The sequence below is a fragment of the Magnetovibrio sp. PR-2 genome, from assembly GCF_036689815.1.
Classification (GTDB): domain Bacteria; phylum Pseudomonadota; class Alphaproteobacteria; order Rhodospirillales; family Magnetovibrionaceae; genus Magnetovibrio.
In genome coordinates this window covers 379,998-404,333 of sequence record NZ_JBAHUR010000001.1, presented here as the reverse complement: position 1 = coordinate 404,333, position 24,336 = coordinate 379,998, and the positions used below count along the sequence as shown (strand labels likewise).

Here is a 24,336-nt window from a genome sequence, read left to right as displayed (position 1 = left end):
ACGTCGTTCTTTAGGGCGCGTGCACATGAACATCATCCTCGCGGACGATCATAAGCTTATCCGGGACGGGCTCAGGCCTTTTCTCAACGATCTTGATCAGTCCGTTACCATCCGCGAAGCCGGAACCTTTGACGAACTGCTCCAACTTGGGCAGGAACTCGATGAACTGCATCTGATTTTGACGGATTTAAATATGCCTGGCATGCGTGGCATCAACAGCCTGCGCACCTTGGTCAAAAGCTTTGCGGACATCCCCGTTGTGATCTTGTCGGGCGTTACGGACCCCGGATTGATTCGCCACGCCATTGACGTCGGCGTAGCCGGTTTCATTCCCAAAAGTTCTGGGAGCAAAGTCTTGATGAGCGCCTTGCAACTGGTGTTGTCCGGTGAGAGTTATGTGCCAACCGACTTGTTAGAAGCACCGTCAAATAACATCCCTCCCAAGGACGAGAGTGGAACCAGCCTCCCTGGGCAGACAACAATAATTGTGCAAGCTGAGCGATTCGACACGCTCAGCCCACGTGAATTGGGGGTGTTGAACCTTTTGGCCGGTGGCCTCACCAACAAACAAATCGCCAACGAAATCAGCGTCCAGGAAGCCACCATCAAAATTCATGTGAAAAACATCTATCGCAAAATCGGCGCCAACAACCGCGCCCAAGCGGTCCGCATGGCGCTACAACCCAACTGGAGCGGCTAAGGAAGAGAGCAGACCTCGTCCAAACGCTTAGCGACCGCGCCCAAACTGATGGGTTTTCGCCACACTTCGACGACCTCCACGTCTTGGACTAGCTCATCACTTTCAGGATCCGCGTGCCCGGTCATCACAAACACCGGCAGCATCGGGCTTACCTTGCGCACTTCACGAATCAGAGCTTGGCCCCCCATCACAGGCATACGCAAATCGGTAATGATGGCGTCCACCGGATCCGAATGGTGAATATGCAGGGCTTCTTCGCCATTGTAGGCGGTGTACACCAAATAACCTTGGTCTTGTAAAAAGTCAGAAAGGCTGTGCGCCGCGTTGGTTTCGTCGTCCACCACCAAAACCTTATGGCGATCGCCGCTCACAGCCACCACATGGGGGGCGACCTCAGCAATGGTGTGTTGCTGCTGCTCCAACAATGCGTTCGCCCGTTCGATCTGCTCTTCGCTGGCCATGGGGAAGCGCATGGTGATGCAGGCCCCCGTCTCACCGTTTGTCGCAGAGATCGACCCGCCCATGCCTTCGACGATGGAATAACTAATCGAAAGGCCCAGGCCGGTTCCCTGACCGCTGTCTTTGGTGGTCACAAACGGCGCAAAAATATGTGGCAAGACATCGTCGCTGATGCCCCCACCGTTGTCCTCAACTTCGATGACCACTTCTTGGGCGGTCTCATCGGCCATGTACTTCACCCTGGTTTCGCCCGTGAAATCTTGGCCGGTTTTTTCGCGTTTTTCGAGTATGGCGTCACGGGCATTGCTCAGGAGATTCAACACCACCTGCTCCATCCGCGTCGCATGACCCAAGACGGCACAGCATTCGATGGCACCTTTGCAAGACGGAATTTCCGTGATCAGCTTGATATCCAGACCCATGAGCTGACCCTCGAACAATTTGCAGCCTTCTTGCACGGCATCAAAGGCATTGAACACCACATTCGTATCCCGGTCTTGTCGGGCGTAGACGCGCATGTGGTTGATGATTTCGGACATGCGCAAGATTTGTCCTTCGACCTTTTCCAAAGTCTCGCTCAGAGACGAGATATCGGCTTGACCCCGCTCGACCTGCAACTGCGCGGCCTCAACCCCCATGCGCATAATGTTCATCGGCTGGTTCAGCTCGTGCGTAATGCCGGACGCCATTTGACCGATGGTGGCCATTTTTGCCGATTGCACCAGCTGAGTTTCCGCCCGCTTACGCTCTGCGATTTCGCCTTCCAATTCACCCGTGCGCCGCACCAGTTCGCGGGTGCGTTCGCGCACGCGTTGTTCCAATTCATCGCGCGCCTGGCGCAAAGCGTCTTCGGCGCGTTTGCGTTCGGTGATATCGCGCACAATCACAGTGGCGATGCGTTTGCCGCTGGACATGGTGAAGTTGAGGCTGATGTCGACAGGGATGTCTTCGCCGCTGCGCGTCTTGGCGGTCATCACCGCGCCCTTTCCGCCTGGGCGTTGAGCGACCTGATCAAACCCGACTTTTCGCTGACCCGTGTGTTGCGTGCTGAAGCGATTGGGGATCAAATCTTCGACACGCTTGCCCTGGAATTCTTCATTGGAATACCCAAACAACGTCAACGCCCGGTCATTGGCGCGCAAGATCGAACCGTCACCAGCAACATGCAAAATAGCGTCCGGCGCTTGGCGCAACAGCATGGACAACTCATCGCGCACTTCGGACAAGTTCGCGTTGGCCACCGTGACGCGGCGCAAAAACATGATCAGCATAAAACCCAAACCGATCACAACAGGCATGGCCGCCAAGATGATCCAGCCCATGGACGATGCGGCTGACGTGGCCCGATTGATTTCACTTTCCGCAATCCGCCGCCGTGTCAGGAACGAATGATACAGCACCGCAATTGCAGCCAACGCCGGGGTGTCGTCAACTTTGACCAATTTGTCGACTTCCACCGGCTTAAGCCCGGATTTCATGGCATTGGTGGCGACCGCTATGTTGACAGCATATTCATCAAAGACACTGCGCAAATCACGCAACGCATCCTTTTCTTCGTCGCGAATGACGAAGACCTTTAACTGGTTGATGTCTTCATAAATCGCATCGCGCTTTTCGATCACCAAGGGCAAATAGTCCATATCCTGGCGCAAAACGAAGTTTTTAAAATGATGGATGAAACCGCCGTAGCCCATATTGCGGGAAACGAGGTCCAAAATACGCTGGGCCTCAGCAGCTTGTTTGTTGTAGGCGGCCCAGCGGTCTTGAACCGCATCGACGCGCTGGATCATTTGCAATCCGAACAAAGCCAAGACCCCGGCCAACGTCAATGTGACGATGCCGATCAGCACTGCGCGTCGTTTAAATCCTGGGCGCATAAAAATCCCAAACATATTGGTATGCTCAAACCCCGCAGGTTCGAGCGCTGGATTATCTTAGGTAGGCTGGCAATCTATGACAAGCAAACAACGCCTTTACAGAGCAGGCGCGTCAAACCTAAAGTAGGCCCCAACACCCACAAACTTGGGAACCGCACCCGTGCACATCAGCTTCACCGTCTGGCAATTCGTCCGCGTCATGGTCTATTTGGAAGAGGTCTCAAACCCGAGCCCCGACCAAAAGGCCCTTTGCGACGCTTGGGCAGAGATTTGGAAAGAGCTCGACCAGCAGCTCAACCGACTGGCCGAAGACGACTTTGACGCCTATTCCCAGATGATGATGGATCAAGACCTGATCATAGACGACGCCTTGCCCGCACAAATCGAAACCGCCAAAGATGTGCTGGAAAAGGTCATGGCGCAGCTGGACAAGCTGCAACACCTTGGCGGCGAGGACGAATATATGCAGAGCCTGAAGTTCGAAAGACGCGAACTGCGTCAACTGGCGCGTAAATTTGGACGCTTAATCACAGAAAGCGACACTTAACTGGGCTTGTCTGTAGACTCGGTGGCGGCCTCAGCCTCATCCTCCAAACCAAAAGCGATGATCCCACCCGATCCCGACATATGGTTCGTTTCCAAAATGCCTGTCATGGCGCGCGCTTTGATCGCCGCCCATTCCATTTTTGCCGCCGCATTGGTGTGACCGGATTCGGTCGCTTGTTCCGCCAAAACCCGCATGCCGCCTTCCAACATGGCAAAGGCATGGGATAAGGGCAAAGCCTGGTCTTGATCGAATTCAAAGCCGCTGGTGGCTTCAAACGCGTCCGCCAACTCGATAAACAACTGACCCGTCGGTGCCAAATCGCCCGGATCCACATCCGGTTCGATCTCTGTTAGGCGTTCCGCGATGTAGCGCACAATGGCGCTGAACACCTGGGCTTCGGCTTGAGCACCCGTGGGCATGGCCTGTTCCGGCGAGGCCGCTGTGTCGTTATCGTTATCGTTATCGTTATCGTTCATGTCTGAATCCGGCTGGCAGTGAAAAAGTATTAAATGGTCACACAATGCATGACAATTTGCGTCGGGAGCTTATACTTTTCCAAATCCCGCGTCCAATGCTCTGGACCATAACTTTTGTGTTCAAAAGGCTTTTGCGTGAAAATTCCTGAAGGTGCTACACAAGACATTATCTATCGTCCCGTTTGGGCCGTTGACCGCCCTGCTGTGGATATGTTTTACGCCCTGCCGATTATGCGATCCGAAGACGGCGCGGTCATCAAAGGCCTCAACCCCTTAGATCGCCATCCCACGGTCGAGGCCACCATGATGCACCAAGTGAAGTACCTCACCCAAGCTTTGCAAGCCCTGCAACGTTCCGCCAAGTTGGGAGAGCCTATCCGTTTGGTGGTGCGCATCAACTCCGTCGCACTCGCCACCAAAGAAGCCGCAGGCGAAGTGACCGAGGAACTTCGTGTCCTTTCCGACGATGAACGCAAACAGATCGTGCCCGAAATCGTCGAATTCCCCAAAAGCCTGTCCATGGAAACCATGGACGACATCACCATTCCCCTCATGGCGTTTTTCGACACCTGGATTGCGCGGCCCGAAAAAGAACACGCCGACTTCACCCCGTTCGCCAACTTGAACTACGGCGGCGTGACCTTGGACTTGGAAGACAAGCCGTTGGATTTGAAACTGGCAGGAAAGATTTTCCAATTGTTTGCCCTGCGCGCCTCCCACCGTCGTTTGCCCACCTGGCTATTGGGCGTGCCGACCCTGGAGCTTGCCAAGCTTGCGCGCATCGCCGGGATGCAGGTCATCTCAGGCTCTTACATGAACATGGACGACGGTATGCCGGGTCCTGTGCTGGAGGGCGATCAGCCGTTCCGGGGTTAAATCACCCCGGCTTTTTTCAACCGGGCAATCTCGTCGTCGGATAACGCCAACATTTCGCGCAAGACCTCTTCGGTGTGCTGGCCCAAAGCCGGGGCGGAGCGGCTATAGCTCACCGGTGTCTCCGACAACTTCAACGGGTTTGCGATTTGGCGCACGTTCACCCGCGGGTCGGCTGCGTGGGGCAAGTCGACCACCATTTCACGATGGTTCAGTTGAGCATCGTCAAACACTTGGCCCAAATCGTTCACCGGGCCGCACGGCACTCCCAACGGCGCAAGACCGTCCAACCAATACGCCACAGGCTTTTGCGCCAGCACAGCTTCAATCTCCGGAATCAGGCGCGCGCGGTTTTTGAGCCGGGCATTGTTGGTGGCAAAGCCTTCGTCTGCGCTCAAATGATTCAGTCCGGCGAAGGTGCAGAACTTTTCAAACTGCGCATCATTGCCAACCGCTAAGATCAAATAGCCATCCACCGCTGCAAACGCTTGATACGGCACAATGTTGGGGTGCGCGTTGCCAAGCCGTTGCGGCACCGCCCCGGTGGTCAAATAATTCATGCCCTGATTGACGAGCCACCCCACTTGGGTGTCGAACAGGCTGAGGTCCACAAACTGCCCCTGCCCGGTTTGATCGCGGTGGCGCAAAGCCGCTAAGATGGCTGTGGCAGCGTACATGCCGCACATGACATCGGAAATGGCGACCCCGGTTTTTTGCGGCGCACCGTCGGGCTCACCGCCCAAACTCATCAAGCCACCCATACCTTGGATCAAAAAATCATACCCCGCCCGGTCGGCGTAAGGCCCAGTTTGTCCAAAGCCCGTGATGGAACAATAAATCAGGCCTGGGTTTTCAGCCTTCAAGTCGTCATAGCTCAGGCCATACTTGGCCAAGCCCCCCACCTTGAAGTTTTCCACCACCACATCACACTGCACAGCAAGCTGTCTAATCACAGCTGCCCCTTCGGGCTGGGCGAGATCGATGGCGACGGAACGCTTGTTGCGGTTGGCGGACACAAAGTAGGCACTTTCGCCCGTGTCGTTCCCGTCGGGGTCTTTGATATAATTCGGCCCCCAGTGCCGCGTGTCGTCGCCCGCACCGGGGCGTTCGATTTTGACAATGTCGGCGCCCAAATCCCCCAACATCTGCGTGCAAAACGGCCCCGCGAGAATGCGGGTGAGGTCGAGGACGCGAACACCGGACAGGGCGGTAGGGGAAGTTTCGTTCTGATCGGTCATGACCACAGTGTGGCGCACGCAAGCGGAAATGAAAAGGATGGAGCGGATGAAGGGAATCGAACCCTCGTCGTAAGCTTGGGAAGCTTCTGCTCTACCATTGAGCTACATCCGCATGCTCCAGACCCTATTATGGGGGAGCGTTTTTTGGCAACCTCTAAATCGCCCCGCCGCCGTCTTAAGTTTGGGGCTTGGTGCCGACACCGATCAACATATGTGCAAAGGTTTTGGCCGGCATGACCGCGGACAGGCCCATGGCCAACAAAGACGTCAAACGGCCATAAGGCAGGCCATAGCGGTGGTGCAAATGACGGTTCAGGCCCTCGCGGGTGTAAATCGGTTCAATCCGGTCACAAGTGAACCCGCCTTTTTCAAACTCTTGGCGCAGCTCGTCTTGTTCCAAGCGCCATTGATAGAATTCCGTGTTCTCGCCTTTTTGCGGCAACACGCCGCCATCGATCTTTTTCAGCCGGGTGTTGTAGAACGGCACAGTGATGATCAGCTTGCCGCCCGGCTTGATGACCCGCAGCGCTTCGGCGAAACAGTCTTGTAGACCGTTTTCGAAGTGCTCAAACGTGCCCCAGGAAATGTAGAGATCGAAGTGATTGTCCGCAAACGAGGTGTTGCGAATATCGTCACGCACAAAGTGCATGTCCGGGAACTCTTGCGTCAAGGCCTCAACGGTGGGGGTGCTGATGTCCAGACCATGGGGCTCAAAGCCCATGTCTTTGAGCAGCAAGCACCACTCCCCCAGCCCACACCCGCCGTCCAACACACGCATGAGCGAGCCCCCCGGCTGAGGTTTCGGCGCAAACCTGTCAACGACAGCGAATTCGGGCCCCATCTTAATCTTCCACTGCGCGCGGCGTTGATTACCTATGGACTCCCAATTGTCAGTCCAGTGCTTATCCAGCTTTTCTTCTTCACTGGCAGAAGCGTCAACGATGGTGGAATAATCTGCGCGCATGGGGGGCTCTTATAAAGGTGGGGAGGTTTGTGCCAAGGATACAGCGATGCGTTCGTTTTTCATATAGGGGATGGTTCGTCAAGGGGGGGGTGAGCAGCACCACATAAAAATGAAGGGTTGCATCCCCTTCTAAAACTAGTACATTATTCCATAATTCCACCTGTGATTGCTAATCTATAANGGCTGAGGTTTCGGCGCAAACCTGTCAACGACAGCGAATTCGGGCCCCATCTTAATCTTCCACTGCGCGCGGCGTTGATTACCTATGGACTCCCAATTGTCAGTCCAGTGCTTATCCAGCTTTTCTTCTTCACTGGCAGAAGCGTCAACGATGGTGGAATAATCTGCGCGCATGGGGGGCTCTTATAAAGGTGGGGAGGTTTGTGCCAAGGATACAGCGATGCGTTCGTTTTTCATATAGGGGATGGTTCGTCAAGGGGGGGGTGAGCAGCACCACATAAAAATGAAGGGTTGCATCCCCTTCTAAAACTAGTACATTATTCCATAATTCCACCTGTGATTGCTAATCTATAAGATAACTAGAAATTATGTATTCTGCATGTCTCGCGACGAGTTGTGAACTCGACAAACTTTTAAGTATTAGAATGACAATTCGAGGCCTTTTAGCTCAATCATTACCTCCGAGCGAAATCATTGTTTCTCTAAACAGCAAAAAAACGACACCGTTTAGGGAGAGCCTTGAGTCATTATATCCAGATATCATATTTGTTGAGGCTAGCGAAAAGCTTGGAAATGTTAGCTACGCCAGAAATATGGCAGCGAAAAACTCCCGTTCAGATTTCATACTGTTTATTGATGACGATACGGTTATTGGTAAAACGACTTTTATGCATAGTATTTTTGAACATTCTTCCTCTTTTGATTTTTCGTGCGGTGCAAAGCGCTACTGGTTGCAGCCGAACTGGGGTTCTGAAATTGCTGAACTCGACCCGGTCAGCCACACAATGATGGTAATGAAAAAACTATCTATTGAGCCCATCAACTTAGACAGAAAAACGAACAGGCAAAAGTTGAGCAATTTTTCATTTATTGGCAATTTGGGGGTTGTTTCCAAGCAGGCTTTTTCAAGCGTGGGCGGATTTGATGAGAATTTTAATGGGTGGGGTTATGAAGATGCTGACTTGATGCAGGCTTTGTTCAGCAAAGGACAGCGTTTTCACCTTATGGCTGAGCATGGTGTCTATTGTTTTCACTTAAGTCACTCGACAGATAAATCTCAGGTACATAGAAACATCGATTTATATAAAGAAAAATGCAGGCAAAGGGGGCGCACCTTCCGCCTTAATCATCTTTTGGGAGTTTTTGAAGGTGATGGCTATAAAGCTTCAACGTAATTTCGATACGCGCTGCTCAAAAATTGATATTGCCTCTGCATTACACCCCATATGCCTTAAAGCTTGAATAGCTGTATTTGGCAGTGAAGGTGATTTAGGGCCAGAGGTCCATAAGTGACTATTTTGAATTATCCAATTCTCAATTCGCTTTACATGATTCGAATTATTGCCGCGGCTAATCGCAGAAATCATGCTTCTCGCAGCATAGGGATCGCCTTCTATATCTAAAGCATCTGCAACTCTGGCTATCGAATTCGGTGAACGCCTCATTCCTAATATATCTGCGACGGCCTCTCTCATATGGGGTAGATCAGACTTGAGTTCTTGAACAAGGGCTTTCTCAATATCGTCGTCTCTATCTTCAATTAGCCAAGCCTCAATTTGTCCGCGAAGGGGGTCAATTCTCCCCATTTTCTCATTTTGGAGATAAGAGATAAGCCAATTAATACTCTCTGACTTAAGAAACCCATTTCGGATAGCAGCAAAACACAGACTAGAAATAATCATCGGGTGCCTAAGTTTCTCATCCCCATAACGACTTGTAAGGACGGGTCTGAGCTGCTCTTGAATAAACCCATTTTGTTCCCGAATTGCATATTCACAAGATAAGAGTGAAATTGCCAAGAATTGCAGTTGTTGTTGTGTGAGGTCAGAAAACTCATCAATCGATTTCACAATTGTCCAATAGGCGTTCTCAAAATTATCCGTATCATTTGGCATATCTTCAAGAAATCGAGCCACTTGCTGTACAAGGCTCGGTAAAGAAGAAGAGAGAGTATCTATGAAGCTATTGACTTGATGGTTGTTAAAGTTTCCGCCAAACATCAACTGCCGGATTACATTTAAGCTATTCGTTGTTGCGATCGACACGGTAATGCGGCTTTTCAATTCAACTTTGAGCTTGAGCTGTGAATCCATGGAATAAACCAGGATCGGCAAATGCCTCAAATCAAAGGGCACATCCTCTAGGGTTTGGCTTATAAGGATCACGGATTCAAGCCGACGGTTTGTATGTGCAATCCCAAGTTCATAAAAGACATTGGGGTTCTTATCCGTCATATCCACAATAAGAACTTGTGATGTTCCAATGCTCTCAACAATACTCGTCAGAATAGGCTTGGGATTATAAAGAGAATCTGCTCTCAAGCATGTTATGCCCAACTCTTTACAAGCATCTGAAATAGTAACAAATGTTTTATCAAGTTCAGAGCTAAATGGCATCATTACAAATGCTTGTTTTATTAAGCCTGTCTTTGAATTTGATAGCAAATCCCGAGGATAGATATTCATAATTTCTAGTTATCCGCCCAAAATCCCCTTTCGTGTGTTGGCGGATTTGATGGCTGTGCGGAGGCTGGCATCTGACACGTGGGTGTAAATCTCCGTCGTTGAAATCGAACTGTGCCCCAACAGCTTTTGCACATAGCGGATATCAACACCGTTCTCCAACAGTTCCGTCGCGGCAGAGTGGCGCAGCATGTGGGGCGTGATGGGGCGCTCTATCCCGGCCCGTGCGGCAAGCTTTTTCAGCTGGCGGCGGATGAAATCCGGCGTCACGGGGGAGCCCCACCCGTTAATCAGTAAATACTCGCTTTGTGTCCCTAATTTTTCGCGCGTTTTCAAATATCTTTCGACAAAGCGGCGCATGTCGTCATCGACGAAGTACACACGCCGTTCGCGATTGCCTTTGCCGCGGATGGAGATGCTGCCTTCGCTAAAATCAATGTCGTGTAAGCGGATAGCACACAGCTCGCCAACGCGCACACCTGTGGTGAACATCAGCTCCATGCCCAAACGCAAGGTTAACCACGTCATGCGTTTCGGCCCTGCGTTTGAAGCCCTGCGCGCGGCGGCGAACAATGCTTTTAATTCTCCGCGCTTGATGTTCTTGGGCAATTGGCGCGGCAAACGAACGGTCAGGCGCATGCGGTGAAAGGGTGAGCTTTCGATGACCTCTTCATCTTCCAACCACCGGCACATGACCTTGAGGCACGCAATGCGCCGCTTAATGGACGCCGGCGCCATGACACGATCCTGCAAAGCCAAAACCCAGTCAGAAATGGCGTCCTTAGCAAAAGGATCTTCGCAGCGCGTGCGCTTCAGCCACATGGCAAAATCGTCAAGGTCTTGGCGATACGCCTTGATGGAGTGCGCCGACAACCCCTTGCCCCGGCAATGATCCAAAAACCCTTGTTTCAGGGTCAAAAAGTCCATATCTGCGCCCCCGCGCGAAATTCAATGTGGGTTCTTGGTTAACGGCTTTTCTGCCAACAGGGAAGTTTTTTCAATAAAAACAAAATGTTAGAGAGACACCTACCCTGGACTTTCGCGCAAAGGCTGCAAATCGTGTGCCCATTGGCGGTTTTGCGTGCCCCGAAACAAGTCTGGAAAAAATCAGCGGATACCCTATTTTCTAATGACATGAACTGAAAAGAGACATCCATGCCCGAAGGCCAACACGAGCGCGCGCCCATAGACCCTGCCAAGTTTCAAGACCCGCTGGTCACCGCCAAAGGCGAAATCCGCGCGACGGTGGGGTTAAGCGGGCTCAAGACCCTTTGGTTCAATACCGGCTCGCTGTGCAACATCACGTGTGACAACTGCTATATGGACTCCAGCCCCACCAACGATGATTTGGTCTATTTGGCGCAGGGTCATGTGCAGCATTATTTAGAAGAAATCGCCACCAACGGCTGGAGCATTGACGAGATCGGCTTTACCGGGGGGGAGCCGTTCATGAACAAAGACCTGGTGGCGATGCTGCACGATGTGTTGGACCGTGGCTTTAAGGCTTTGGTTCTCACCAACGCCATGAAACCTCTGTGGCAAAAGCGCAATGACCTGCTTGCGGTGAAATCTGAAAACCTCACCTTGCGGGTTTCGGTGGATCACTACACCCAAGGCGCCCACGAAAACATCCGTGGAGACGGCACCTGGCCCCCCATGGTGGAGGGCATTAAATGGCTGATCGAAAATGGTTTTCAAATCGACATTGCCGGGCGCACGTTATGGGATGAAACCGAAGAGCAATCGCGCCAAGGCTACCAACAGCTGTTCGACGCCTGGGGCTTAAAACTGAACGCCGCCGATCCTACACATTTGGTGCTGTTCCCGGAAATGGACGCACACGTCGATGTGCCCGAAATCACCACCCAGTGTTGGGGGATTTTAAACGTGCGGCCCGACGCCATGATGTGCGCCACGTCGCGCATGGTGGTGCACCGAAAAGGCGAGGCCTCACCCAGCATCGCGCCCTGCACGCTGTTGCCTTACGACACCCGTTTTGATCTGGGCAAAACCTTGGTCGAAGCCCACACGGACGTGGCGCTGAACCACCCCCATTGCGCCAAATTTTGCGTCCTGGGCGGCGCGTCGTGTTCGGCGTAGGTGACACGACACTGGACAATTGCCCAAAAAAGACCAGATAATATAAAAGCATTCTAAAAAATGGCGCCAACACCTTGGCACCCAATAAAATGAGAGGGCTCATTATGGAGCACCTAAACATGGATATCCCCGGCACATATGTGCTCACCACGCGCTCCATCACGGTTTCTGTGGAACCGGAATTCATTGACGAACAGAGCGAGCCGGAAGACCACCGCTATTTCTGGGCGTACCATGTGCGCATCGAAAATCAAGGCGGCGAGACCGTGCAACTGAAAAGCCGCTATTGGCACATCACCGATGAGTTAGGCCATGTACAGGAAGTGTCCGGCGCGGGCGTGATCGGCGAGCAGCCGCATTTGGAGCCCGGCGAAAGTTTTGAATATTCCAGCGGTACACCGTTGGGTACGTCTTCGGGCATCATGAAGGGCTATTATGTGATGGCGACGGCTGCGGGCGAGATGTTTCATGCCGACATTCCGGTGTTTTCACTGGACAGCCCGTACCACAACCGTCAACTTCATTAGACCACCACGTCTGGGGGCAGCCTTGAATGCGCCCCCCTGGCTCCCATATGGGTTAAGACGCCTGCTTCCCCCGGCAGGCCCAGACAAAGGAAATACACCGTGGCTACCAACCGCAAACCGCTGAGCGTCGTCAACGACGACAATTCCCGCCCGTCCCGTGATGAAGCCGAAAAGGCTGTGCGCACGCTGCTTCAATGGGCCGGCGACGACCCCGACCGTGAAGGCTTGCTCGACACGCCTAAACGGGTCGTCAAAGCTTATGAAGAATACTTCCAAGGCTACAACGCCGATCCGGAAGAAATCCTCGAACGCACTTTTGAAGAGGTCGAGGGCTATGACGAAATGGTGTTGTTGAAAGACATTCGGTTCGAAAGCCATTGCGAACACCACATGGCACCGATCATCGGCAAAGCCCATGTGGCGTATCTGCCCAAAAACCGGGTGGTCGGCATTTCCAAACTGGCGCGCGTGGTGGAGCTGTACGCCCAGCGCCTGCAAATCCAAGAAAAGATGACCGCGCAAGTCGCCAATGCCATCAACGATGTGCTTCAACCCGACGGCGTCGCCGTGGTGATCGAAGCCGCCCACCAATGCATGACGTGTCGCGGCGTGCACAAACCGGGCGTGTCCATGGTGACGTCAAAAATGGTCGGCGCGTTTCGTGAAGACGACCGCACGCGGCGTGAGTTCCTGTCGATGGTGAACAATCCGTCTTCGGGCGCGTATGAGCTGGTTTAACGCGGCTACCACGCTCACTTGAGCCTCTCAGACTGTTCGACAGAAACGGATTTAGATGAGGATGCCATCTAATATTTTGAACTTACGCCCAATCGTGCAAAGCAGTCTTTATCTTATCCTCTTTGCCCTTGGTGAAATGAGCAACCTTTGTATCTTCATTCAGAACGTGATTGATCCAAAGATGTTTCAGAAAATCATGAAGTTCATGAAGCTGAGCAATATCGCGTTTTTTAAGCCACTTCTCCTGAAGGTCGTTTACACTTGCTGAAATTTCGTAGTGAAGTTTCCGGTGCTTATCGAGTTCAGGAAACTCACAAGCCTCCATGATGCGCTCTTCGCGCTTAAAGTGGTCATTGGTATATACGATTAAACCCTTTATGGCCGCGTCCATGGTCGCAATATCATCACCGTCGCGACCAATATCGTTCAGCAGTGAAACAAGATTTTGATGATCGGCATCTATGGCATCGACGCCGACACTCATAATATCGGTCCAAATGACAATATCCGTATTCGTAGCCAACGGCAGTTCAATCCAAAACGTACTTCCCTGTCCCCTCTTGCTCTCAAAGCCAATTTTTCCAGCCAAACGTTCAACAAGAAGTTTCGTGACGGTTAGGCCAATGCCTGTACCTTCTCTGGCCCGGGTGACGTCATCACCAAGGCGATGAAAGGCCTGAAAAACACGCGGATAATCTTTCTTTGCAATGCCTTGGCCCGTATCCTTTACCGAAATACGTAGGAACCTGTTTTGGGTCTGGTGCCCTTCTATCGTAACTGTGCCGCGTTCCTTGTTATATTTGATCGCATTGGACAACAGATTATAGAGGATCTGGCGAAATCTCACGCCATCCGTCAGTATTTCCGAGCCGAGTGTGTCTTCTATCTTGCTGGTGATCGTGATCTGTTTTTCCTCAGCTAAGGGAACGGCCATAGAAACGACGTGATCAATGGTATGGCGTGCATCAACGACCTCAAGATCCAGTTGTGCTTGATTGGCTTCCACTTTTGCCAAGTCAAGAATGTCATTTACAAGTTCTAAAAGGTGGTCAGCCCCTTCGAGTATATATCCCGCTTGTTTTTGATGCTCAGCAGACAAAGGATTATTTCTGTCCATTTGGAGCAACTGACCAAAGCCAATGATCGCATTTAAAGGCGTTCTCAATTCGTGGCTCATGCTGGCCAGAAAATTCGATTTGGCGGCATTGGCCGTCTCCGCATCTATTTTCGATAGAGCGAGATCCTGATTGGCCGCTATTAAGTCTTCTGTTCGTTCTTTGACTCGCTGCTCCAGCAACTCGTGTGATTGGCGCAGTTCTCTTTCTGTTTGCAATATCTGCGTAACATCACGCTCAGTTGAGGCCACAACCTCGCCTCCCCCATCCGGATCTTTGAGAACCGACACAGAAAGCCAAACATCAAGAACATGTCCATCTTTATGAACGCGCTTGGTGTTGACGGACTGTCGTTGCCCATGCTCTACGGCTTGATAAATAATATCCAGCGCGGTTGTCCGTTCCTCTTTGGGGACGATATCGCGAACGTTCATCGTCAGGGCTTCTTTCTCTGAATACCCATACATATTTTCCGCACCCTGGTTCCAGGCGAGGATCTGACCGTTCATGCCCTGTAATGTCACGGCATCATTTGAATCTCGAATGATTGCCGCCATGCGAAGAGCATCCGATTCAGCCTTTTTAACGACAGTGATATCCGTAAAGGTAATGACAACGCCTTCAATATGATTTTCCGCCGTACGATAAGGAAGAATGCGCCGAATAAACCAGTTTCCATCCTTCGTCATGATCTCGCGTTCAATGGGCGACAGTGTGTTGAACACTTCCTTACAATCTGCCACAAGGCGAGCGTCTTTAAATGTCTTTGAAAAATCACTGAGCTTTCGCCCTTCATCCCCGGGCTGGATTTTTATCAACGAACTAACGGCAGGTGTGAACCGCTTGATGTGCATGGTTTTGTCGAGAAAAAGCGTTCCAATGTCTGTGCTCGATAACAGGTTGGAGATGTCGTTGCGGCTGGCTTCCAACTGATCCACTTTGTCTTGAAGCTCCGTATTGACGGTATTTAATTCTTCGTTGAGAGACTGCATCTCCTCTTTGGAAGTTTCCAATTCTTCGTTTGAGGATTGAAGCTCCTCGTTCATGGACATGGCTTCTTCATTTGACGCTTTGAGTTCTTCGTTTGAGGTTTCCATCTCCTCAATCGTGCTGCGAAGGTCCTCGCGCGTTGCTTGGAGTTCGCGTTCCAGCTCATAGACCTCGGATTGGTCAAGCGCCTGCGTTTGGGTATCGGGTATTTTAAGCTCTTCCTCAGACATCAAGCTGGTTCCAGGTTCTGAGAAGGCAACCAGGTAGAGGCCCTCGGCTTCATGGGGTTCGTGAACAGGACGAACGGTGACGGAGACGGTCAATTTCTTTTTGCTGCGTTTGATTTCGATGTTGTCAGCACGCACAGTTTCATCGTTGCGCACAGCTTTGTTGATCAAGCTGCGCAATTTCGTGACCAAACCTTGTCGCGCCATGGCCAAAATATCTTGATGCGGCTCCCCCAGTGGCAGCTTTAGATATCGGTCCATTGGCCCAAAAAAGTACAGTGGTTCACCGTTGCGGTTGATCAAAACCGAAGCCGGTGCGTAAGTTTCCGACAACAAGCGATGCGTTAAATCAGAAAACACCACGCGACGCAGTGGCTGGCGTGTGGCTATGGGCTTGTTGGTAGGGGAACGCTCAACGGTTGGCACGATGGGGAAATCAACCTGCGGTGCCTTTGTTTGTTTTTGGCGTTTGTAAATCCTGGATTTCTTATCCAAAACTGAAAATAAATTTCCAAGTCTGCCAACGGTTTCAGATGAGCCCAAAAACAGGTAGCCGTCTTCTTCCAAAGTATAGTGAAACAAGGAAATAATCTTGCGCTGTAATTCCTGTTCTACATAAATCAGCAAATTCCGACAGCAGATTAAATCCAACCGGGAAAAGGGAGGGTCGGAAATAAGGTTTTGTTCCGCAAAGGCAATTTGTTCGCGCAGCTTTTTGTTTGCTCTATACGTGTTGCCTTCCTGAATGAAGAAACGTTTCAACCTTTGGGGCGACACATCGCTTTCGATACTGTCCGCAAACACCCCTGCGCGTGCTTTTTCCAGGGCCCTCGCATCAATGTCCGTTGCAAAAACCTGTATGTCGACATCCTTGCGCTGCTTGGATATGGCTTCATTCAGTAAAATGGCGATGGAATAGGCTTCTTCACCGCTGCTGCACCCCGGCACCCACACGCGGATTGGATGATCCGGTTCACGCTTTTTAAGCAGTTTCTCTACGACATGCTTATTCAGCGCCTCAAAACTCTCAGGGTCGCGGAAAAACTGTGTGACACCGATCAAAAGGTCATTGAACAGGTTCTCAAGCTCAATTGGTTTTTTCCGCAAGAGTGTGAGGTACTTTCCCATATCGTCGACATGAACAATTCCCATGCGCCGTATTATGCGGCGAACCAAGGTGCTTTTTTTGTAATACCGGAAATCGCGCTTCAGGCGTGTGCGCATCAACGACAAAATATCTGTAAGGTGATCGGAATTGGATAGTTCTTTTTCTGTGCTGTCTGCATGTTCAGCGACATATGGGTGCGTGGCATATTTTTCCAAAAGCTTGGGCATTTTGGATATGGGGACGATGTAATCTGCCATGCCTGTCTGGATGGCGTTGGACGGCATGGAATCATATTTTGCGTTTGCAGGGTCTTGAACAATCAGCAGGCCGCCCTGTTCTTTGATCTCTCGCAAGCCAGAAGACCCATCTGCCCCCATACCCGACATAATTATGCCGATGGCTTTTTCATGCTGGTCGTGAGCCAAAGCCTTGAGGAAATGATTGATAGGCATTTGCATGCCCCGTTTCTCAAGCACTTTGGTTAACCCAATGGCGCCGTCCTTAATGGATACAAACTTGTTTGGAGGGGTAACATAAACGTGGCCAGCCTGTAGGGAGACACGACGCTTTATCTGCACAACAGGCATGTCAGTGCACGCCCCCAAAAGATCCGCCATAAGGCTGTCATGTTCAGGGTCGAGATGTTGAATGATCACATACGATATGGGTAAATCGCTGCGTACGGCTTTGAAAAAGGCCTTTAAAGCTTCTAATCCACCAGCGGACGCGCCAATACCAACCACCAAGGGTGGCTGGTCCATGGAACGTTTAGGCGATGGCGACTTGTTGGCAGAAGTTTGAGCCTTACGGCTTGCTGTCTTCTTCGCAGCACTCCTTTGCGTAGGAGCTTTTTTCTTTTGGGCCAAATGCCCTCCTGACTAAGCGTCAAAATCAACCACATAATTGCAGATGATGAGACAGCATCCCTATTCATAGTAACATGGACATGTGAAACAGGCGAGGTGTGATAGGGGAAGGCTGGTTGGTCAACAATTGGCTATAAGGCGGACATCAGCCCATTTGCAATGACATCTCCGATAACACCCTAAGTGCGGACATCGTCGGACAATCATTTGCCTATTAACCAGGGTGCTGCCAACCGCCTTTGCCGATTGGACACCGTGATCAACAGTTTGGTCCCCTGTCCGGCCAAGCACATTTCTCACCAATTGCAAAGCTTGCACCGTGCGCTTCAGCCCTTTAGCATGCGCGCACATTTCGTGTTTTGGCGGGAAGGGCTTTGACCTTCACATGATGGATTTCCGACCCATTTTGATGATTTTGGGTGTGCTTTTGGCGACTTTGGCCGTGGGCATGTGCATTCCTGCCCTGGTGGACGCCCTTCACGGCAACCCAGATTGGCAGGTTTTTGCCGTTTCTGCGGGCCTGACGCTGTTTGTCGGTGTGTCGTTAACGCTCACCAGTTCGGCCGGCTCCGTGAGCCTCAATGTTCGCCAAGCGTTCGTCATGACCACGGTGAGCTGGCTGGTGCTGACCATCTTTGCCGCGTTGCCGTTTTCGTTTTCAGAATTGCAACTGAGCTACACCGACGCGTTTTTCGAAGCCATGTCGGGCATCACCACCACCGGCTCCACCGTCATCACCGGGTTGGACCATGCCCCGCCGGGCATTTTGCTGTGGCGCGGCATTTTACAATGGCTGGGCGGCTTGGGTATCGTCGTGATGGCCATCGCCGTGATGCCCATGATGGGCGTCGGTGGTATGCAGATGTTCAAAGTCGAAGCCTTCGACGCGGGCGAAAAGGTTTTGCCGCGCGCGGCGCAAATCTCCATGGCGTTGGTTTTGATCTACGCGGTGCTCACCGCCATTTGGGGTCTGATGATGTGGTGGGCAGGCATGACGCCGTTCGAAAGCACCGTGCACGCCATGACCACCATCGCCACGGGTGGCTTTTCAACCTCCGACGGTTCGGTCGGCCACTTCGACAGTTGGACGATCGATCTGATCATCACCTCCGGCATGATCGTGGGCTCGTTGCCGTTTTTGCTGTTTTTGCAGGTCTTGCGCGGCAAACCCTTAGCCATTTGGCAAGACGAACAGGTGCGCGGCTTCATCGCCATTGCGGGCGGACTGGTGCTGGTGGTCGCGGCCTTGCTGTGGTTTGACACGGGGATGGAGCCCGCCCAGGCGCTGCGCTATTCCGCGTTCAACGTGGTTTCCATCATGACCGGTACGGGTTACGCCACCGACGATTATGGGCTTTGGGGCAGCTTTGCCTTGCCGATCTTTTTCTTCATCATGTTTATCGGCGGCTGTGCGGGGTCCACCACGTGCGGCATCAAAGTGTTCCGCTTTCAAATTCTTTACAACGCCGCACGGGTGCAGGTGAGACACCTGCTCCAGCCCCACGGCGTGTTCATTCCGTATTACAACCGCCGCCCCATCCCGGACGAGGTCATCATCTCGGTCCTGTCGTTCTTCTTCGTCTTCGGCCTGTCGTTTGCGCTGTTGGCCTTGGGGCTTGGCATGTTGGGGTTGGATTTCTTGACCGCGATTTCGTCCGCCGCCACCGCCATTTCCAACGTCGGCCCCGCTTTGGGCCCAATTGTGGGGCCCAGCGGCACGTTCCAAAGCCTACCTGACGCCGCCAAATGGCTCATGAGCGCGGGCATGCTGTTGGGCCGATTGGAGCTGTTTACCATTATCGTCTTGTTTTCCAAGACGTTTTGGCGTGGCTAATCGCCTGCTCCAGCCCTGGTAAGTTATTTTGCATTGCAGCATCATACGATTTCGGGCATTCTCATACTCATAAAATTTGGAGTGCCCTGAGCCTATGTTGTCTTTTCTCACCCTCGCCGTATTGGTCGGTATGAGCCACGCGCTCGAAGCCGACCACGTTGCCGCCGTCTCTTCCATGGCGTCGCGTCAAACCAGTGTGAAACAAATTGTGCGCACCGGCGCGGTTTGGGGCTTGGGCCACACCCTCACTTTAATGCTGTTTGCCGGTGCCGCCATCATTTTGGGCTTCGCCATTCAAGACGGCTTGGCGTCCCTTTTGGAATTTGTCGTCGGTGTCATGTTGGTGGGCTTGGGCGGTCACATCCTTTACCGTCTGTGGCGCGAACGCGTGCACTTTCACGCCCACAGCCACGGCCAAGACAAACACTTCCACGCCCACTCCCACGCGGGAGAGGTGCAAGACCACACCGCATCCAGCCACCACCATGAACACAAACCATTTCCCCTGCGCACACTGTTGGTCGGCATGATGCACGGCATGGCGGGCTCGGCGGCTTTGTTGGTTTTGACAGCCTCAACCGCACCCACCATCTCCAGCGGCTTTATCTATGTGGTGCTGTTCGGCGCAGGTTCGATCTTCGGTATGGCTGCACTCAGCGTTTTGATCGCGGTGCCCATTGCCTATTCCGCGCGCATGCTGACGTGGGCCAACCGATCCATCCAAGGGACGACGGGTTTGGCCACCATGGCGTTGGGTCTGTACACCATGTATGAAACGCAGCTTTATCAGCTGCTGCCCTAATCGAGATGCACACCATCCACACTCGTGAATACCTCGCCGCAGATGCTTGGGCGTGCTTAGACGTGTTGCGCACCGCCGTGCGCATTACGGGGCGACAATTTTATGGCCCAGCGCAACTCACGTCCTGGCTGGCGCGCACACCGTCTGTGCACACCTTCCACCAACGCTTGGCCCCGTCACTCACGTGTCGGGTGGCGTTTGATGGGCGAGGTATCTATGCCTTTGCCAACATTACCCCAGCCGGGTACGTGGACTTTGTCATGTGCCACCCCCGCCGGGCCCGCCACGGGGCCGGGCGAAGACTTTTGTTGGAGCTGATGGGCAGCGCCGACGCACACGGGGTGGCTGTTCTGACGGCCCAAGCCAGCCTCGCCGCCCGCCCGCTGTTTGAGGCCTGCGGCTTTGAGGTGGAAGAGAACCGCGAAGTCCTCGGTTTGGCGTGTTTCGGTATGGTTTGCCCGCTTAGCCTGTAGCCCATCTAGGCTTATCGTTTTCCAATTTTCATAAAAAAAGCTTATGGTTAATGCAAAACGTCAAGATTCCTGCCCTTTATGACGCGGTGCATTCATAGAAAGCTATGCTTTATTCAGGGTCAGCGCAGGGGCGCCCAGGCGCTTAAGTGCTGGACGATCTGCTCGTCCATCTGTGTGTTGAAGTCACCCATCAGCTTTTCGATCATTTCGAACCAGGCTTTTTCACGCTCCGCCAGGGTGGCGTTTTCACTGACTTCGGCACTGCGCATGGCTTCGACGCGCACGTTGCCTTTGGCCCCGTTGGCATCGACGATCTCCAAGCGCCCGATGCAATGGGCGTCATAGCGCTCGGTCGGTTCGTAGGTAAATAGCCCCTTGAACCCCTCGGTCTTTTTCAAAACCACTTCTTTGACGGAAGCCTCTTCAATGACGAACGTTGCCACCGCGCCATTGTTTTTCCCACCCACGGCTTGAATGCGCGAGCGCGCCCAGCCTGCCATGGCCTGGGCCGGTGGCGTGGGGAAGCGGTGCTCCGCATTGGGGGCCTTCATCGGGGCGAGGTATTCGTTTTTCACCTGAATGCTGCCCACGTTCAAAAACATCGGCGGCAAGTGCTGAAAGCCCAACTCCGGGATCGGTCCGGCGATGGGGGTGTCGGTTGCGCACCCGCCAACCAGTGCGGCGGTGCCCAACATCAAAAAATGCCTGCGTGTTATCATGGGAGTTATATTGCCCCGCGATTGTGACATCTTCAAGACGTATGGATCCTCATTAAATTTGCTTCTGTCATCTATCTTTTCAATAAGCACACCTCTTGATTGTTGGCGACAGTCACGTCTACGATGAGGCATCTTATTGGAAACACAACATATGCTAAATCTCACTCAAAACTTGACCAATTTGTTGACACCCCTTCGAAAGAGAGCTACTGTGCTCGGTAACAACACCCGCCACACGTCCTTTCTTCGGAAAGGGTCCTGTTTCGACAGGCGTGCAAAAGGCGGGTTTTTCTATGCCTAATTCCAAGACCCGCATTTTTACGAAACCAGCTTTCACACCAGAGCAACACCTTGAAAAACTTCGCAATCAAGGGCTCCATATAGAAAGTGACGAAAGAGCCAAAACATACTTGCAACATGTAGGTGGATACCGCCTGAAGGGGTATTGGTATCATTTGCTATGCCCAACAGATAAAACTTTTCCTGAGACAATCAGTTTTGACAAGATCATAGATCGTTATGAGTTTGATCGTCAGCTGAGAGCCCTTACTTTTGAAGCAATTGAAAAACTTGAGATTGCGGTACGTGGATCTATCGCCAACACACTAAGTGTCAGACATGGTCCCCATTGGTTTTTGAATACAGACATTTTCAAGCCAACCAAATCCTGGGGAATTGGAACTTTTCTCAATAAAATAGAACACGAAGTCGCGCGATCCAAATCAAAGCAATTTGTTGAGAGTTATTATAACAAATTCGATAAACCGTATTTACCGCCAAGTTGGGCTATGACGGAGTGTGTAACTTTTGGATTCTGGTCGCGCATATACACAATATTAGAAGAATCGAGAGACCGCAAAAGCATATCCATGAAATTTGGGATTGACCAAACTGAGGTGTTCGAATCTTGGCTTCATTACTTGACTTACGTTCGCAATCACATCGCACACCACAACAGACTCCTTCGACTAAAACTAACGATCACACCGACAAATTATAAGAAAATGAGAATTCGTGTATCTGACACAAAGTACTTTTACTCTGCAGCAACAGTCATAAATGTCATGCTGATCAATACTGGTATCCCATCAACATGGAAAGATGACTTGGAAGCGCTCTTCGCCAAGTTTCCAGACATCACGCTGTCTGAAATTGGTTTCCCAAATGATTGGACAAACAAAGCGGGTTGGTGAAAAACACTTTATCAAGTGCATTTTCATTATAAATCAATGCGGTTTGGCGAACAGCTTGTCGAGATCCTCGACGTCAAAGATGTAATCGGTTTTGCAAAATTCGCACACGACTTCCACTTCGCCCGCTTCGTTGGTGATTTCTTCGCGCGGCATGGTTTTGATGGTGTCTTCGATCTTTTCGCGCGAACAGCGGCAGCGTTGGAACACTTTGTGGGGTTCGAACGCGCGCACGCCGTCTTCGTGGTACAAGCGAAACAACAACGTGTCGTGATCCAGCCCTTCGTCCAGCAATTCGTCTTCGGTCAAGGACGACAAAATGGCCACAGCGCGCCGCCAGCTGTCTTCGTCGTCTTCCGTGGGCGTTCCGGTCGCGCTGGGCATGCGTTGCACCATCAGCGCCCCGGCGCGCGAATTGCCGTCTTCGATTTTCGACGCAACAAAAATCGCCGTGTCCAACTGTTCGGAATTGCGGAAATAGTGATGCGCACATTCCGAAAGCGTTGCGCCGTCCAATTCGGCAATGCCTTGGTAACGTTCCATGTCCTGGCCTTGGTCGACGGTGAACGCCAAGTGACCACTGCCCAACAAACGCGGCACAGGCGCACCGTCGCTGATCTCAGCATCGTCGACGCGCTGTTCGTCAAACCGCGCATAACCCCGCACCGCGCCTTCGGACGTGATATCCGCAACCAGCAAAGAAATCGGCCCGTCACTTTGAATTTGCAGGGTGAAAATACCCTCATATTTCAAGGCACTGGCGAGGGTCACGGCTAAAGTCAAAGTTTCGGCCAACATTTGCGAAACCGGCGCGGGGTAGGCGTGGGCGTGCAAAACATCGTCCAGGGCCTGGCCCAAGCGAACCAAGCGGCCACGCACATCCTGACCTTCGATTTGAAAGGTCTGGGCGAAATCCAGATTAGGGGAAGTCTCGGTCATTCTCTCTCTTAGCTCATGCACCACGCCAAGATGCCCTTTTGAGCGTGCAGGCGGTTTTCGGCTTCGTCCCAGATGATGGACTGTGGCCCGTCCAAGACTTCTGCCGTGGCTTCTTCGTCACGGTGGGCGGGCAGGCAGTGCATGAACACCGCGTCCGACTTGGCCAGTTCCATACGGCGTTGGTCCACTTGGAACGGCTGCAACAATGCACAGCGCTCTTCCGCGTCCGTGTCGCCCATGGACACCCAGGTGTCGGTCACAATCAAGTCCGCATCGGTGCAGGCTTCATCGGCGTTGCGCGACACAGTGATGTCCGCCCCTTCGCCTTTGGCCCAGTCAATGACGGCTTGGTTCAAGCTCAGCTGTTCGGGTGTCGCCAAGGTCAGCGCAAAGTCGAAGCGTTGTGCGGCGTGCACAAAGCTCGCCGCCATGTTGTTGCCGTCGCCGCACCAAACCACCTTTTTACCTTGGATGGAGCCGCGATGTTCTTCGTATGTCATCACGTCCGCCATCAACTGGCACGGATGGCTGTCATCCGTCAGGCCATTAATCACGGGAACGGTGGCGTGCGCGGCCAGCTCAATCAGCTTCGCCGGGTCGTCGGTGCGAATCATAATCGCGTCCACATAACGCGACAGCACACGTGCGGTGTCCGCCACGGTTTCCCCGCGCCCCAACTGGCTGCCTTGGCCGTCCATAACGACCACATGACCACCCAGTTGTTTCATGCCCACTTCGAACGACACACGAGTGCGCGTAGACGGTTTTTCGAAAATCATAGCAAGCGTTCTACCACTTAGAATTTCCGTATCGCCGTCTTCCATATGGCGCCCGGTTTTGATGGCCGAGCCCATATCGAGAATTTCGCGCAGGGTGCCTGCGTCCAACTTATGCAAATCGAGAAAATGCTTCGGAGCCGTCATTGTGGCTCT

General features: G+C 52.4%; 21 protein-coding genes and 1 tRNA gene. 11 read left to right on the top strand and 11 right to left on the bottom strand.

The features are described from left to right. The first annotated feature begins 25 nt into the window (after positions 1-25). Complete coding sequence (locus V5T82_RS02050) at positions 26-700, top strand: response regulator transcription factor (protein WP_332893912.1); 675 nt, start codon at positions 26-28, stop codon at positions 698-700. Here the strand turns inward: V5T82_RS02050 and V5T82_RS02045 are convergent. Next, a complete protein-coding gene (locus tag V5T82_RS02045; protein ID WP_332893911.1) occupies positions 697-3,036 on the bottom strand; it encodes a hybrid sensor histidine kinase/response regulator in 2,340 nt (779 codons plus the stop codon). The genes V5T82_RS02050 and V5T82_RS02045 overlap by 4 nt on opposite strands. Positions 3,037-3,196: 160 nt before the next feature. On the opposite strand from V5T82_RS02045, the gene V5T82_RS02040 reads away from it, so the two are divergent. Next, positions 3,197-3,583 carry a hypothetical protein gene (locus V5T82_RS02040; protein WP_332893910.1) on the top strand — a complete coding sequence of 129 codons (387 nt, stop codon included), beginning with the start codon at positions 3,197-3,199 and terminating at the stop codon, positions 3,581-3,583. Here the strand turns inward: V5T82_RS02040 and V5T82_RS02035 are convergent. Continuing rightward, a complete protein-coding gene (locus V5T82_RS02035; protein ID WP_332893909.1) occupies positions 3,580-4,059 on the bottom strand; it encodes a hypothetical protein in 480 nt (159 codons plus the stop codon). The two genes, V5T82_RS02040 and V5T82_RS02035, sit on opposite strands and share 4 nt — an antisense overlap. Before the next feature lie 135 nt (positions 4,060-4,194). Between V5T82_RS02035 and V5T82_RS02030 the strand changes: the two genes are divergently transcribed. Further along, complete coding sequence (locus V5T82_RS02030; protein WP_332893908.1) at positions 4,195-4,935, top strand: hypothetical protein; 741 nt, start codon at positions 4,195-4,197, stop codon at positions 4,933-4,935. Here V5T82_RS02030 and V5T82_RS02025 read toward each other — a convergent pair. The 3 genes from V5T82_RS02025 to V5T82_RS02015 all read right to left on the bottom strand — a co-directional run bounded on the left by V5T82_RS02025 (position 4,932) and on the right by V5T82_RS02015 (position 7,134). Then, positions 4,932-6,170 carry a CaiB/BaiF CoA transferase family protein gene (locus tag V5T82_RS02025; protein WP_332893907.1) on the bottom strand — a complete coding sequence of 413 codons (1,239 nt, stop codon included), beginning with the start codon at positions 6,168-6,170 and terminating at the stop codon, positions 4,932-4,934. The two genes, V5T82_RS02030 and V5T82_RS02025, sit on opposite strands and share 4 nt — an antisense overlap. A 38-nt stretch (positions 6,171-6,208) precedes the next feature. After that, positions 6,209-6,282: transfer RNA gene (locus V5T82_RS02020), tRNA-Gly, on the bottom strand. Between the two features lie 63 nt (positions 6,283-6,345). After that, positions 6,346-7,134 carry a class I SAM-dependent methyltransferase gene (locus tag V5T82_RS02015; RefSeq protein WP_332893906.1) on the bottom strand — a complete coding sequence of 263 codons (789 nt, stop codon included), beginning with the start codon at positions 7,132-7,134 and terminating at the stop codon, positions 6,346-6,348. A 605-nt stretch (positions 7,135-7,739) separates the two neighbouring features. Here V5T82_RS02015 and V5T82_RS02010 point away from each other — a divergent pair. Continuing rightward, positions 7,740-8,489: a glycosyltransferase family 2 protein gene (locus V5T82_RS02010; protein ID WP_332893905.1), complete on the top strand. Its 750-nt coding sequence runs from the start codon at positions 7,740-7,742 to the stop codon at positions 8,487-8,489. Here V5T82_RS02010 and V5T82_RS02005 read toward each other — a convergent pair. Both V5T82_RS02005 and V5T82_RS02000 read right to left on the bottom strand, forming a co-directional pair. Beyond that, positions 8,481-9,779 (bottom strand): HEAT repeat domain-containing protein, encoded by a 1,299-nt coding sequence (locus V5T82_RS02005; protein WP_332893904.1) that lies wholly within the window; start codon positions 9,777-9,779, stop codon positions 8,481-8,483. The genes V5T82_RS02010 and V5T82_RS02005 overlap by 9 nt on opposite strands. 9 nt (positions 9,780-9,788) lie before the next feature. Beyond that, positions 9,789-10,703 carry a tyrosine-type recombinase/integrase gene (locus tag V5T82_RS02000; RefSeq protein WP_332893903.1) on the bottom strand — a complete coding sequence of 305 codons (915 nt, stop codon included), beginning with the start codon at positions 10,701-10,703 and terminating at the stop codon, positions 9,789-9,791. A 228-nt stretch (positions 10,704-10,931) separates the two neighbouring features. On the opposite strand from V5T82_RS02000, the gene V5T82_RS01995 reads away from it, so the two are divergent. The 3 genes from V5T82_RS01995 to folE all read left to right on the top strand — a co-directional run bounded on the left by V5T82_RS01995 (position 10,932) and on the right by folE (position 13,141). Next, positions 10,932-11,876: a radical SAM protein gene (locus V5T82_RS01995; protein ID WP_332893902.1), complete on the top strand. Its 945-nt coding sequence runs from the start codon at positions 10,932-10,934 to the stop codon at positions 11,874-11,876. A 119-nt stretch (positions 11,877-11,995) separates the two neighbouring features. Next, entirely contained in the window at positions 11,996-12,403 is a 408-nt protein-coding gene (gene apaG, locus V5T82_RS01990) for a Co2+/Mg2+ efflux facilitator ApaG/CorD (protein WP_332893901.1), read from the top strand. Between the two features lie 99 nt (positions 12,404-12,502). Then, complete coding sequence (gene folE, locus V5T82_RS01985; RefSeq protein ID WP_332893900.1) at positions 12,503-13,141, top strand: GTP cyclohydrolase I FolE; 639 nt, start codon at positions 12,503-12,505, stop codon at positions 13,139-13,141. A gap of 82 nt (positions 13,142-13,223) precedes the next feature. Here folE and V5T82_RS01980 read toward each other — a convergent pair whose 3' ends face one another. Next, positions 13,224-17,447: a CheR family methyltransferase gene (locus tag V5T82_RS01980; RefSeq protein ID WP_332893899.1), complete on the bottom strand. Its 4,224-nt coding sequence runs from the start codon at positions 17,445-17,447 to the stop codon at positions 13,224-13,226. 385 nt (positions 17,448-17,832) lie between these two features. Here V5T82_RS01980 and V5T82_RS01975 point away from each other — a divergent pair, with 385 nt between their 5' ends. The 3 genes from V5T82_RS01975 to V5T82_RS01965 all read left to right on the top strand — a co-directional run bounded on the left by V5T82_RS01975 (position 17,833) and on the right by V5T82_RS01965 (position 20,556). Further along, positions 17,833-19,281, top strand: coding sequence for a TrkH family potassium uptake protein (locus tag V5T82_RS01975; RefSeq protein WP_332893898.1), 1,449 nt, complete (start codon positions 17,833-17,835; stop codon positions 19,279-19,281). 94 nt (positions 19,282-19,375) lie between these two features. Beyond that, complete coding sequence (locus tag V5T82_RS01970; RefSeq protein WP_332893897.1) at positions 19,376-20,083, top strand: sulfite exporter TauE/SafE family protein; 708 nt, start codon at positions 19,376-19,378, stop codon at positions 20,081-20,083. Positions 20,084-20,088: 5 nt separating this feature from the next. Further along, complete coding sequence (locus V5T82_RS01965; RefSeq protein WP_332893896.1) at positions 20,089-20,556, top strand: GNAT family N-acetyltransferase; 468 nt, start codon at positions 20,089-20,091, stop codon at positions 20,554-20,556. A gap of 119 nt (positions 20,557-20,675) precedes the next feature. Here the strand turns inward: V5T82_RS01965 and V5T82_RS01960 are convergent, their stop codons facing one another. Then, a complete protein-coding gene (locus tag V5T82_RS01960; protein WP_332893895.1) occupies positions 20,676-21,275 on the bottom strand; it encodes a hypothetical protein in 600 nt (199 codons plus the stop codon). Between the two features lie 293 nt (positions 21,276-21,568). On the opposite strand from V5T82_RS01960, the gene V5T82_RS01955 reads away from it, so the two are divergent. Beyond that, a complete protein-coding gene (locus V5T82_RS01955; protein WP_332893894.1) occupies positions 21,569-22,468 on the top strand; it encodes an Abi family protein in 900 nt (299 codons plus the stop codon). A gap of 33 nt (positions 22,469-22,501) precedes the next feature. Here V5T82_RS01955 and hslO read toward each other — a convergent pair whose 3' ends face one another. Together hslO and argF are read right to left on the bottom strand one after the other, a co-directional pair. Beyond that, entirely contained in the window at positions 22,502-23,404 is a 903-nt protein-coding gene (gene hslO, locus V5T82_RS01950) for an Hsp33 family molecular chaperone HslO (protein WP_332893893.1), read from the bottom strand. An 8-nt stretch (positions 23,405-23,412) separates the two neighbouring features. After that, positions 23,413-24,327 (bottom strand): ornithine carbamoyltransferase, encoded by a 915-nt coding sequence (argF, locus tag V5T82_RS01945; RefSeq protein ID WP_332893892.1) that lies wholly within the window; start codon positions 24,325-24,327, stop codon positions 23,413-23,415. Positions 24,328-24,336 lie beyond the last annotated feature (9 nt).

Coding starts and splice junctions, on each gene's coding strand:
- V5T82_RS02050 (WP_332893912.1), top strand. CDS start 26: ATGAACATCATCCTCGCGGACGATCATAAGCTTATCCGGGACGGGCTC.
- V5T82_RS02045 (WP_332893911.1), bottom strand. CDS start 3,036: ATGCGCCCAGGATTTAAACGACGCGCAGTGCTGATCGGCATCGTCACA.
- V5T82_RS02035 (WP_332893909.1), bottom strand. CDS start 4,059: ATGAACGATAACGATAACGATAACGATAACGACACAGCGGCCTCGCCG.
- V5T82_RS02025 (WP_332893907.1), bottom strand. CDS start 6,170: ATGACCGATCAGAACGAAACTTCCCCTACCGCCCTGTCCGGTGTTCGC.
- V5T82_RS02015 (WP_332893906.1), bottom strand. CDS start 7,134: ATGCGCGCAGATTATTCCACCATCGTTGACGCTTCTGCCAGTGAAGAA.
- V5T82_RS02010 (WP_332893905.1), top strand. CDS start 7,740: ATGACAATTCGAGGCCTTTTAGCTCAATCATTACCTCCGAGCGAAATC.
- V5T82_RS02005 (WP_332893904.1), bottom strand. CDS start 9,779: ATGAATATCTATCCTCGGGATTTGCTATCAAATTCAAAGACAGGCTTA.
- V5T82_RS02000 (WP_332893903.1), bottom strand. CDS start 10,703: ATGGACTTTTTGACCCTGAAACAAGGGTTTTTGGATCATTGCCGGGGC.
- V5T82_RS01995 (WP_332893902.1), top strand. CDS start 10,932: ATGCCCGAAGGCCAACACGAGCGCGCGCCCATAGACCCTGCCAAGTTT.
- apaG (WP_332893901.1), top strand. CDS start 11,996: ATGGATATCCCCGGCACATATGTGCTCACCACGCGCTCCATCACGGTT.
- V5T82_RS01975 (WP_332893898.1), top strand. CDS start 17,833: ATGATGGATTTCCGACCCATTTTGATGATTTTGGGTGTGCTTTTGGCG.
- V5T82_RS01970 (WP_332893897.1), top strand. CDS start 19,376: ATGTTGTCTTTTCTCACCCTCGCCGTATTGGTCGGTATGAGCCACGCG.
- V5T82_RS01965 (WP_332893896.1), top strand. CDS start 20,089: ATGCACACCATCCACACTCGTGAATACCTCGCCGCAGATGCTTGGGCG.
- V5T82_RS01960 (WP_332893895.1), bottom strand. CDS start 21,275: ATGATAACACGCAGGCATTTTTTGATGTTGGGCACCGCCGCACTGGTT.
- V5T82_RS01955 (WP_332893894.1), top strand. CDS start 21,569: ATGCCTAATTCCAAGACCCGCATTTTTACGAAACCAGCTTTCACACCA.
- hslO (WP_332893893.1), bottom strand. CDS start 23,404: ATGACCGAGACTTCCCCTAATCTGGATTTCGCCCAGACCTTTCAAATC.
- argF (WP_332893892.1), bottom strand. CDS start 24,327: ATGACGGCTCCGAAGCATTTTCTCGATTTGCATAAGTTGGACGCAGGC.